Annotated in this window: 10 protein-coding genes; all 10 read right to left on the minus strand. The window is 62.5% G+C overall.

Annotation, left to right across the window (positions count from 1 at the left end; translation table 11 throughout):
* Positions 1-18 precede the first annotated feature (18 nt).
* On the minus strand, positions 19-1,008 hold the full coding sequence (locus tag KSS97_RS16270) for a LysR family transcriptional regulator (protein WP_217859618.1): 990 nt from the start codon (positions 1,006-1,008) through the stop codon (positions 19-21).
* A gap of 40 nt (positions 1,009-1,048) precedes the next feature.
* Positions 1,049-2,023 (minus strand): peptidylprolyl isomerase, encoded by a 975-nt coding sequence (locus KSS97_RS16275; protein WP_217859619.1) that lies wholly within the window; start codon positions 2,021-2,023, stop codon positions 1,049-1,051.
* Positions 2,024-2,028: 5 nt separating this feature from the next.
* A complete protein-coding gene (locus tag KSS97_RS16280; protein ID WP_217859620.1) occupies positions 2,029-2,511 on the minus strand; it encodes a YbjN domain-containing protein in 483 nt (160 codons plus the stop codon).
* Positions 2,512-2,545: 34 nt separating this feature from the next.
* Positions 2,546-3,193, minus strand: coding sequence for a coiled-coil domain-containing protein (locus tag KSS97_RS16285; protein WP_198796780.1), 648 nt, complete (start codon positions 3,191-3,193; stop codon positions 2,546-2,548).
* Positions 3,194-3,209: 16 nt separating this feature from the next.
* Positions 3,210-4,901 (minus strand): putative porin, encoded by a 1,692-nt coding sequence (locus KSS97_RS16290; RefSeq protein ID WP_217859621.1) that lies wholly within the window; start codon positions 4,899-4,901, stop codon positions 3,210-3,212.
* 35 nt (positions 4,902-4,936) lie between these two features.
* Complete coding sequence (locus KSS97_RS16295) at positions 4,937-5,659, minus strand: energy transducer TonB family protein (RefSeq protein ID WP_217859622.1); 723 nt, start codon at positions 5,657-5,659, stop codon at positions 4,937-4,939.
* 3 nt (positions 5,660-5,662) lie between these two features.
* The gene (locus KSS97_RS16300) at positions 5,663-6,088 is read right to left on the minus strand and encodes an ExbD/TolR family protein (protein WP_181289694.1); all 426 of its coding nucleotides are present in this window, start codon (positions 6,086-6,088) and stop codon (positions 5,663-5,665) included.
* A 10-nt stretch (positions 6,089-6,098) separates the two neighbouring features.
* Positions 6,099-7,925 (minus strand): DUF2341 domain-containing protein, encoded by a 1,827-nt coding sequence (locus KSS97_RS16305; protein ID WP_217859623.1) that lies wholly within the window; start codon positions 7,923-7,925, stop codon positions 6,099-6,101.
* 32 nt (positions 7,926-7,957) lie between these two features.
* Complete coding sequence (locus KSS97_RS16310; protein ID WP_225936127.1) at positions 7,958-9,541, minus strand: ShlB/FhaC/HecB family hemolysin secretion/activation protein; 1,584 nt, start codon at positions 9,539-9,541, stop codon at positions 7,958-7,960.
* Between the two features lie 159 nt (positions 9,542-9,700).
* Positions 9,701-10,291 (minus strand): transposase, encoded by a 591-nt coding sequence (locus KSS97_RS28620; protein ID WP_198796775.1) that lies wholly within the window; start codon positions 10,289-10,291, stop codon positions 9,701-9,703.
* Positions 10,292-10,503 lie beyond the last annotated feature (212 nt).

Here is a 10,503-nt window from a genome sequence, read left to right on the forward strand (position 1 = left end):
AATCCGCCGCCCAGCGTGTCAACGCTCGTTCTGGAACCACTCCCTGAGCTGTTCAAACGCCGCGCGAACCAGCGCTGCCAGCCGGGCAACCTCTTCCCTGTGAGCTTCATCGCGGTGTACGGCCATCCAGACCTGCATCGGCATTCCTCGGTCGAACAAGTCGGGCAAAGGCTGCAGCGTCTTGTCGAGTGCGCAGACGTAATGTGGCAGCAGACCGACGCAGGCGCTCCATTGGATCATCTGGCGCATCAGTTCATAGGAGTTGACCTGGGTCACGCCGGAGCGACGCGTGCCGACAGTGCTGTTCCAAGGTTGCAGGGAAGGCATTTTCGCGTAGTCGTGCAGGCTCACCAGCATGTAGTCCTGCAGCTCGGCCAGACTGCGTGGGCGGCTCGCTTCCCGTGAATAACGCTTGGCGATGTGCGGGATGTACTCCAGTTCGGCGAGGCAGTTGAGCTCAGCCACTGGAAACGATAGCCGCGGCGCTTGCGCCTGCGGGTCGGTAAGCCAGACGACAACGTCCGCCTCGACCGGCTCCTGGTCGGGGTTGCTGTCGAGACGCAGCAAGTTCAGGCGCACGTTGGCGTGTTGACGTACGAAACCGAGCAGCTCGCGATTGAGGATGTCGTGCAGCAGGGGCTCCGCCACGGCCACGCGAACCAGTGCCTGATCCTCGACGAAAGCATCAGGCAAAGCCAGCAAGGCTCGGTGAGCCAACAATTGGTTGCGCAGGCGCCGACCGTCCTGGCTGAGCACCAGTGCATTGCCTCGGTGCTCGAACAAGGGACTGCCGTAATGGATCGACAACCGCGAGAGCTTTTTTCGCAGCAACGACGCTTTGACGTTCAAGCTCCGCGCCGCCTGCATGAAGCAGCTGCAGCGCGCCGTCACCAGGAAAAACTCCAACGCCTGGAGATCCTTGAGGTTATCCAGATGCCGATCATCGCTATTGATCGAGGGTGGCAACCGCGCACAATCGTGAATCTGGCCAACGTCCTCCAAAGCCATACGCCCTCCTCCCTAAGGTGTCCCCACGCGACCGCGCCGCTTAACGAACAGACTCCAATGCCTGATTCAGTTGCGCGCCATCGATGCTCAGCGTTGCCTTGCTCACCAGCCCTTCCATATAGGCCCTGGCCACTTGTTCCTGGCGCTGATTGCGCAGCGCCTCGCGCAGTTGTTCGCGAACTTCATCCAGGCTGGCGGCGCGTGCTGGCTGCATATCGGTCAGTTTGAGAATGTGAAAGCCCGCCTGGCTCCGCAAAGCGTCGGAAACGCTGCCGACCCGTTGTCGGCTCAAGACCTGGCGCATCTCCGGCACATATTGCTGCAACGGTTGCAAGCCGCTGTCACCGCCCCGTTGGGCCGTCGCCTGGTCCTCGGAAAACTGCCGGGCGAGCTCGGCGAAATCGGCGAAATCGGCGTTGGGAGCCTGGGCACGACGGGCCAGCTCGGTGGCTTTCTTGCGGAGCGATTCTTCGTTGGCTCCCGGCTCAACCGCGATGAAGATCTGGCTGACGCGGTACAACGCCGGGCTTTGCAGCTTGTCCTTGGCACTCTCGTAAGCCTGTTTCAGGGCTTGCTCATCCGGATAGTCGGCGGGGACCTGGCTGACGGATTGCAAGTAAGTGCGCAGCAAAATCTGTTCGGTGGCCGCGCGGGTCATCTGTTGGATGTCCGGACGCTCCTGCCAACCCTGGGCGTCGGCCTGCTGCAACAGGGCTTTCTCTGCCAGGCGCGCACGGATCCAGCCCTCCAGTGCGCCACGATTGCCGCGCAGTTGCTCGCGCACCTGCGGTGTGAGCGAGCTCAACACAGCGTTGAGCTCGACGCTGCTCAGTTGCAGTTCGCCCAGGCTGGCCACGGCCGGCGCCGCCTCGTCCGAGGTTCTGGCGGGTTTCGGTTGTGCCGCGGGCACCGAGGCTTGGGATACGCCGTCAGGGTTGGAGATCACCGTCAGTACAATGCCGCCGAGCACCAGGACAGCCGCACTGATGCCAGCCAGTTTGCTAAACCTGTTCATCGTAATCAGGCCTCTTCGACCGCAGCTTCCTGCGTTGCATCCGCACCGTCCTTTTGCTGCTCGCGTGCGTGCTGGCTGTAGTCGCGCAGGTACACCACGAATTCTTGCAACAGCCGGTCCCAGAGTTCCAGCACGCCACGCACGTGGTCTTCACTGACACCGGCGGCAACGATGGCGTCCATTTCCATCACCAGGAAATCACCCTGGCGACTCAGGCGGGCAAAGCGGCGGCTGGCATTCCATACCTGGACCAGGCCTTCAGGCAATTCGCCCTCGATGCGCAGCGCGCAACTGAACGTGAAATCCAGAAAGCTGCCCTCGGTGACGGCCGGGTTGCCGAAACGCACGGCAAAACCAATGCCCTGGCTGGCGCTCAGCAACTGCACCACGGCGCCTTGTTCGGTACGATTGACGCGGTAGCCGGCGGCTTGCAGCAGTTCGCCCAGTTGTTCGGGAGTGATGCTCAGGATCAGTGTTTGTGCGGTCATGACTGGATTTCCCTTGTGGTCATTTGATCAATGGTTATTTGCCGGCGGTGGTCTTGGTGGCATCGAACTGGGTCTGGTACAGCGCATCGCCATAGCGCTGCGCCAACTCTTCGAACTTCACCCGCGCGCCACTGGCGAAGGGTTGGCGGATCTTCAATACGTCGCTGACCTCGATGTTTTCGTAGGCAGTGAGAATCTCTTTGGCGATGCCGTACATCTCTTGGTTTTTCGCCACGCACTGCTGCACTTCACTGTCCCGACTGGTCAGGCTGGCTTGCAGCGTGGCACGCGCCGCCTCTATACCCCGCGCACGGCCCAGCAGTTCTTCGTAGGCCTGCTTGAACTTGCCGACCTGCTCGGTACTGGCGGCTATCTGCGCCTGGGCGCTGCTGCGAACAGCGTCTTGCTGTGCGCCCAGTTGTTCGCTCTGGCTGCGCGCCTTGGCGAGTTCGGCGGTCAGTTGCTTGATTTGCGCTTGTGCCGCACTCAGCTCGGTTTGCGCCGCCTGGCGCGCGGCGGTGCCTTGCGCCTGTTCGCTCTGCAAGGCTTGCAGCTGTTGAGTGGTGCTGCGCAACTGGGCGCGCAAGCGTTCCTCCATGGTCTCTGCCGAAGCGCCGAGGGCTGCGCCGAGCCCCAACAGCAACACCACGGCGTGGATTGCGGGATGAAATGACTTTTTCATGCTGTCTCTCCCGGCGCTAGAAGCGCGTGTTGAGCTCAAGTTGCAGAACGTCGATATCGAACGGCGCGCCGTAGACTTCTTCGCTGCTCAACCAGCGCGCGGTCGCGAAGACGTTGTCTTCGATGCCGTAGTTGCCGCCGAGGAAATAACCCTTGGCGTTGGTGCCGCCGAGGTGGAACGAGGAGTCGTTGAAGCCGTCCGGCAAGGCGTCCGGCTCGATGTATTTGTAGCCGGCGAACAGGTTCCAATCGCCGCGTTTCTTCAGGTCCAGGGAACTGCCCAGGGTGAACTGCAGCATCCAGGCGGTATCGCCGCTTTCGATGTCACCGTTTTCGTCCACGTTGTTGACCAGCGCACCGGCCGAGCGCTTGCGCATCTTGCCTTCGTCGTAGCCGAGGTTGACCAGGTAGTTGCCCTGGCTGCGCAACTTGAGATCGTCGAACAGCAAGGTGTCCCAGGCCAGATTGAGGTCAAGCACGTTGAACTCCGAGGCCAGGCCGACGAATTGTGGTTGCGGCGACGTGGTCGGTGCGGACGGGTCCGGCACCAGGTTGCGCAACTCCATCAAGGTGTTGCCCTTTTGCATGAACGCCGGACGCGTTTCGTCGCTGTCACAAGCCGGCGCGCCGTCGTAGATGGCGCAGGGATTGGAGCGTCGTCCTTCGATGTCGTCAAATTGGTAGTAGGCCAGCGCGCCCTTGATGCTGTTGTCCGGCGCAAACGCCCAGTTCGCACCGAGTTGCGCGCCGTAGAGCCATTTGTTCTCGCTGTCTTCTTTGTTCAAACCATCGCTCGACGCGCTGTCGGAGCTGTATTCCACCGGGAACGCGCCCAACGTGCCGAATACCGCCAGGTCTCGGTTCAACGGGTGATTGAACGAGCCGGCGATACCGTCGAAATTGAGATCGTTGGAATACAACAGATCGGTAGACATGAATGGATTGGGCATGCGTCCCCCGGTGAAGCTCCACTCCTTCGTCGGGCGGTAATTGAGGTAGCCCTGATCGAGCCACAGGTCCTTTTTGTCGAAGCCGCCGCCCAGCGTCTGGGTGGTGGACACAGGACTGCTGTCCGAGCCCGTGCCCAGCCGGATGGCGGCGGTCCATTGAGGGGAAAGCGCGGCCCGCAAGCCCATCCGGGCACGCAAGCGCAGCATGTTCTCGCGATCTTCGCGGGTGTTGAGCAGCGGTGGGTATTGCGTACCGCTTCTAGGGTTGACGTCATAGGGCCCGCTGTTATTGAGCTCGGCGAAATCGACGATCTCGTTGCTGTTGCTGCCCGAGTAATAGCGCGACTCGTTGCGTAAACGCACGTCGCCTTCAAACGTGATGCGCGACACCCAGTCGGGGAAGGTATTGGGCTGGGCCCAGTTTTCCTGTTTGGCCTGGGCGATCACCTCGGCCTTCACCTGGTCGCGAATCTGTTCCCGCACGATGGCCGGCACGTATTGCACCCGCACCTCCCCCGGCGCGCCGGGTGCTGGCACCGGCGCGGCAGTCGCGGCGGCCTGCCGGGCTTGCACGGCCTCGGCTTCGGCCTGGTCGATCAGCGCTTGCGCCTGGTCCTGCTTGAGCACGCCTTGTTGAACCAACAGGCGGATCAGATTGACCGTAGCGTTCTGCGACGGCGTCTGCGCCAAGGCACTGCCCGTCAGGCTGGCGATCACCAGGCCGACACCCAGCGCCAATCGATTGATTTTGCAGATCATGAACACAACTCCTAATGGTCTCTTGGCGACCCGGCTCAGCCCGGTCGGCGTCCTTGTAGGCGGATACGCACCGGCACCTGCAACGAGGCGGGTGGACGTTCCAGATGGGGTGAAGCGCGCAAGGTCGCCAGGACCTTTGCGTCGAGTTCGGTATCGCCACTGCTGCGTCCCAGCTCCACGCGCGTCACGCGACCGGCCTGGTCCAGCCAGACGTCAGCCTCCAGGCGAAACGCCAGGTTGCGCAGCTCGGGCGACTCGCGCAGCAAGCGCTGGAAGCTGTAGGCCAGGAATTGACTGTAGGTGCCGTTGCCGAGGCGCCCGCCGCCGGTGCCGGCCATGCCGCCGCCCTTGCCTGCGCCAATGTTGAAAGCGTCGGAACCCGCCTGGGCGTCACTGTCCATTTGCATCGGGTCGGCCAGGTCTTCGGCGGGCGAAGGCGGCGCCTCTTCCTCTGGCTTGACTTCCTCGGGCTCTGGGGTGGGCTCGGGCTCGACGATTTTTTCTTCCACCGGCTTTTCCGGCTCCGGCGGTTTTTCCGGTGGCGGAGGCGGAGGTGGCGGCAACGGAATGATCGCCGGGATCTTTGGCGCCTCGCGGCGAATGCCGCTCATGTCATTGGCCCATGTCCACAGCAGCCAGGCCAGGCCCGCGCCCGCCAACAGGCCAACGCTCCACAGCAGTACTCGACGCACCGTCCTGGTGACGTCGCGCTGTTGCTCCAGATGGCCGTTCTGCGGCTGTTCAGGAAAAGACGTCATGGCTCAGCCCTGGCTCGGTTTGCCGGTGACCAGGCCGACCTGGGACAGCTCCAGGCGACGCAACAGGTCCAGCACTTCAATGACTTTCTGGTACTGCACGGTGGAATCACCGCGCACGATCACCGGGAAATCCGGGCTCTGCGCCTTCTCGATGCGCAAGCGGTCTTCCAGCTCGTTGAGGGTGACCGGGTAGGCATCGAGGAATACCTGGCCGCCATCATTGATGGAAATCGCCTTGGTCTTGGGCTGCGAAAGCGAGATGGTCGAGCTGGCCTTCGGCAGGTTGATCTGGATGCCGGAGACCTGGGCGGTGGCGGTGAGGATGAACATCACCAGCACCACCATGAGCACGTCCACCAGTGGCGTGATGTTGATGGTGTCGACGGCAGCATCTTCGTCATCGTCCAGGGCGCTGTTGAGGTTGGCCATGGTCGTCCCCTCACACCGTCAACGACGGACTGGCGACGTGGTTGCCCCGTCGATGCGCCGTTTCGCTGGACTGGCTTTCACCGTGGACTTCGGCCAGGCGGGTGATGAACTCATCCACGAAGACCCGCATGTCGGCGCTGACTTCCTTGTTGCGCGTGGTCAGGCGGTTGTAGCCAAACAGCGCCGGGATCGCGACGAACAATCCCATGGCCGTTGCCAACAGGGCCGCCGCCATGCCCGGGGCGATGGCGTTGATGTTCACGTCACCGGCCATGGCGGTGCCGAGGAAGACCACCATGATCCCCAGCACCGTGCCCAGCAGGCCGATGTAGGGCCCACCGGCGATGGCGTTGGACAGGGTCGACAGCTTGGCGCTGAGCTGCTGGTTTTCACGCGTCCGGACGCCGTCCATGGAGCAACGGATGGCTTCGATGGTGGCGGCGGAAATCGACGACGTATCGGCGCCCTGGTCGCGGCGGGTGCGGATCTCGGCCACCGCCACCGTATACAGGCGCCACAGCGACGAGTCCGCCAGGCGCTGCGCCAGGTCGCGTTCATCGGCCAGCATTTCCAGCCGCGTCCCGACCTTGGCGAAGTGACTGCGGAACAATTCGTTGGCACGGCTGACACGGGCGACATTGCGACTCTTGCGCACCATGATCACCCACGACTGCAACATCATCAGCACCAGGATGGCAATGATCACCCAGGCGTCCAGCGGCACCGCGTTGAGCAGGAAACCCAGGCTGCCGAAGCCGAAGCCGGACTGTTCTTCGTCCACCCCATAGACCACCAGGCGTGACTCGGCACCCTGGGCGGTGGCGTCGGCCAGGATCAGCTCGGGCGAGCGAGCGATGCGGGACACGCGCAATTCATCAAGGACGCCGGTGAAGGCTTGATAGGTCGCGGTCGGCGCGCCGACAGCCACCGCTGCCGGTGCATCGCCACCGATCGCGATTGCACTCTGCAAGGCCGGCAGCGGCTGCGCCAGGTTGGCCGCCACTCTGCCGTTGACGTACAAACGCAACCCACTGGCATCGGCTGTCAACGCCAGGTGTTGCCATTGCCCAAGGGCCACGGCCTGGTTCGCCACCGCGCGCTGGCCGTTCACCTCGACGAAAGGAACGCCCTGGTTCATGCCCACCAAGAGCGAGTTGCCGGCGTCACGACGGGCCAGCAGCAGTTGTTCCCCTGCCCCCTGCTCCATGCGCAACCAGGTACTGAACGTCATCGCGCCCCCCGCGTTGACGCCCAGGGACGCGCTGGCCGGTAACAACAGCGGTTGGCCGTTGAATTGCGCCGCGCGGCCGATCACGCCGTCAAGGATGCCTGCCGGTGCGTTCTGTGCGTGGTTGGCGAAGGCGCTGGCATCACGCGGTGGCGCGCCAACGGCACCATCGAAGTGATAGACCAGGCTGTAATCGGCATCGAACGCCAACTGGGGATTGCTGGTGGCCGGTGCTTTCGGGTTGCCGTAGTACATCCAGATGTCCGAGCGCTTGCCCCCCTCCACCATGGGCACGTCCACCCAGATCAAGGCCATGCCCATCAGCGGATCGAAGCTTTCAATCTGGTGGTTGAGCACGGTGTGGTCGTCGGCGGCGACAAAGCGAATGTCCGAGCCGTTTTCGTTGACACCGTCAAAGGTGAAATTGCCGGTGTGCAAACGCACCAGCAGCGCAGTGCGCCCCACCGCCTCGTTGATCGCCGCGCCCTGGGGGGTGGTGTCGATGCTGATCTGTTTGCGGTAATGCCAGTCGTCCTGCCACCAGGCGTTGGCCGTTGCCGGCAGCGCAAGGCCCAGGCAAGCGAGAAGAATGAAAATCAAGCGATGCATAACGGGTTGCTCCAAGGTCTGTTGCCTGCCGGTCAAAAAGTTGCCTGCACGTTGAAGTGCACGCGTGAGTCGTGTTTGCGGGTATTGGGGCCGTCCTTGAGCGGCAGGCCCCAGTCGAGGCTGCCGGACAACCACTCGCGCAAGGTCGCGCGAGTGCCGAAGCCAACGCTTGCCAGGCTGTAATCGGCTTCCTGGTCGGGTAATGCGTCTTGCAGGGCCATCTGCGCGCCCTCGGCGAAGACATACCAACGCCAACTGTCGACGTAGCTGCCAACGCCTTCGCCCAGGTGTTTGCTCAACGACGGCGTGCGCAGTTCCTGGGAAAACAGCACCCCGTCATCGCCCGTGCGTTCCGCAGCCAGGTAACCGCGCACGCTGGTGGCGCCACCGGCGGAAAACTGCTCGTTGGAAACCAGCGGCCCGGAAGCCAGCTGGAAGCTCAACTTGCTCGCCGCTTGCCAGTCACCGGCAAACGTCTGGGTAAAGGTGCTGTCGCCCTTGAACACCGCGAAGCTGGGATTGGATTCATAGCGCTTGGCGCGAAATTCATCGGCGTCGCTGCCATAACCGAAGAAGCTGCGAGTGCCGGCGACGATGCTCAGGCCCAGGCCGAACTGCGAGGTTTCGGTGTAGCGAAAGCCGTTGTAGGCCAAGGTGATGGGCGCGTACTTGATCGGCACTTCATCGCTCGAACCGCCGAACTGCAGGGCTTCATCGAAATCCTTGAAATCGACGCCCACCGACAGCGAGTTGGCCCAGACGCCTTGCGGGGGCACGCTGTAGATCAGTGACACGCCGTAGGAATGGCCCTTGCCCAACACGTTGCTACCGCCGATGGTTGCGACGTTGCTGTCGGATTGATAGCCGGCGAACTGCACGTTCCAGCGCTCACTCAAGGGGGCGTTATAGGAACCCGACCAGACCTGCGCGTTGTCGCGGTCCTCGGGGGCGGTGAAATAGGTCAGCGAAGCCGTATGGCCGCGTTGCCAGAGGTTGTTGTGGCCGAACGTGACCACCGAACGCAGCTTTTCGGTGTCGGCGCTGTAGTCGTTGTTGAGCCCGATACTGGCCTGCCAGGGGTTCTTGTCTTCGACTTGCAAGTCGACATCCATCGTTCCCGGGCGCTGCCCTTCGCGCACGACCGGCACCACCTGGCGTCCCGGGTTACGGTTGGCAACCGCCAGCTGGGTTTGCACCGCCGCGAAATCGGCCACCTTGCCTTCTGTCAGCGCCGGAACTTCTTCGCGCACATTGACGGGAGAGTAGTGCTGGGTGCCAACCACGCGCACCCGGCCGATCCGGGTTTCGCTGACTTGCAGGTACACCACGCCGCCTTCGACCTGCTGCTCCGGCAGTTCGACGAATACCGACTGGTAACCCTTGGCCTGGTAGCGCTGTTGCAGCGCGTCGCGGGCACCTTCGATATCGGTGAGGCTGCGTTGCGGCCCGAGGAACGCGTACACCGCTTCTTCGATGTCGCGCGCGTCGAGCACGGTATTGCCGCGCACGACGTATTCGTTCACATCCACCAGCCGCGCAGGCGTTCCGGCGTCAGCCTCGATCAGCGTGGCAGCCTCTTCGGCGAATGCCGGCGCCTCGAAGGCCAGAGCGAGCATCAGTGCCGTGGGCAGGAAAGGCCACGGCCTGCGCTTGCTGTTGAAATCCCAATGATCCACACATCCCCCTCGATTCATTTGCGCCACCCGTGCAGCGCCTGCTGCCAAGCCGCGCGCTGCCAGGCCCGCAGCGTTGGCAGCGTGTTGTCCTGTGACGGTTTATTTGTGTTTCGAATGCCTGGACAGCCAGGTGTGCAACAAGGCGAAGTTCAACGAGAATTCCGGCATGTGCATCAAGTCGCCGCAGAACACTTCGCTGACGATGCGCTCGAGCAATTTCGCCGCGTGAGGGCTATCCAGCAGTTCGCCGATATCCCGCACGAAGACGGCGAACGTCCAGACCCGCTGGTTCAGCTCGAGGCCGACAAACCAGCGGAACAGCAAGTTGTAATTGAGCTGCTCGTACAGCTGCTTTTCGCTGGGCAGCGAGTACAACAGTTGGAGCAACAAGGCGAGCATCAACGCCGGCACCGGCACCTGAATCTGATGTTCCCGTGCCCATTGCTGCAGGGGTTCGGAGGAGGCCTCCAGCAGTTCTTCGATTTGTGGGCGCAACATGACCAGGGAATGGCCAGGCGGCACGTAGCTGGACAACTCCTTCAAGGCGCTCTGCCAGTCGTCCTGGGACACGATCCACACCCAGGGTGCGCCGTAGCGATAAACCGAAACCGGCTTCTTGCGTGCAGCCTCGACGATCTTCGACAGGCGCTGGTCCAGCTCCTGCATGCCCACTTTCGAGTAACTTTCCATAGACCCCATAGCCCCTGTCACACCTGGCATCCAGCGCGAAATAGCGCAAAAAAAGTTGTCCGGGCGTCCCTGCCAAAAGCTTCTTTTATGAACGGCAATCCAGTGCCGTTGCCCTTTCACACAACCTTGACCGAGGCAACCGGCCACTACCGAACTTTTGTCATCGAATCTTCATGAACGGCTACGGACAGCGCCCCGCGCCCATGAAAAAG

Origin of the sequence: Pseudomonas alvandae (genome assembly GCF_019141525.1) — a bacterium.
GTDB lineage: Bacteria > Pseudomonadota > Gammaproteobacteria > Pseudomonadales > Pseudomonadaceae > Aquipseudomonas > Aquipseudomonas alvandae.

Bases quoted from the DNA above. Each gene is read 5' to 3' on its own strand.
- KSS97_RS16270 (WP_217859618.1), bottom strand. From the start codon at position 1,008: ATGGCTTTGGAGGACGTTGGCCAGATTCACGATTGTGCGCGGTTGCCA.
- KSS97_RS16275 (WP_217859619.1), bottom strand. From the start codon at position 2,023: ATGAACAGGTTTAGCAAACTGGCTGGCATCAGTGCGGCTGTCCTGGTG.
- KSS97_RS16280 (WP_217859620.1), bottom strand. From the start codon at position 2,511: ATGACCGCACAAACACTGATCCTGAGCATCACTCCCGAACAACTGGGC.
- KSS97_RS16285 (WP_198796780.1), bottom strand. From the start codon at position 3,193: ATGAAAAAGTCATTTCATCCCGCAATCCACGCCGTGGTGTTGCTGTTG.
- KSS97_RS16290 (WP_217859621.1), bottom strand. From the start codon at position 4,901: ATGATCTGCAAAATCAATCGATTGGCGCTGGGTGTCGGCCTGGTGATC.
- KSS97_RS16295 (WP_217859622.1), bottom strand. From the start codon at position 5,659: ATGACGTCTTTTCCTGAACAGCCGCAGAACGGCCATCTGGAGCAACAG.
- KSS97_RS16300 (WP_181289694.1), bottom strand. From the start codon at position 6,088: ATGGCCAACCTCAACAGCGCCCTGGACGATGACGAAGATGCTGCCGTC.
- KSS97_RS16305 (WP_217859623.1), bottom strand. From the start codon at position 7,925: ATGCATCGCTTGATTTTCATTCTTCTCGCTTGCCTGGGCCTTGCGCTG.
- KSS97_RS16310 (WP_225936127.1), bottom strand. From the start codon at position 9,541: ATGCTCGCTCTGGCCTTCGAGGCGCCGGCATTCGCCGAAGAGGCTGCC.
- KSS97_RS28620 (WP_198796775.1), bottom strand. From the start codon at position 10,291: ATGGAAAGTTACTCGAAAGTGGGCATGCAGGAGCTGGACCAGCGCCTG.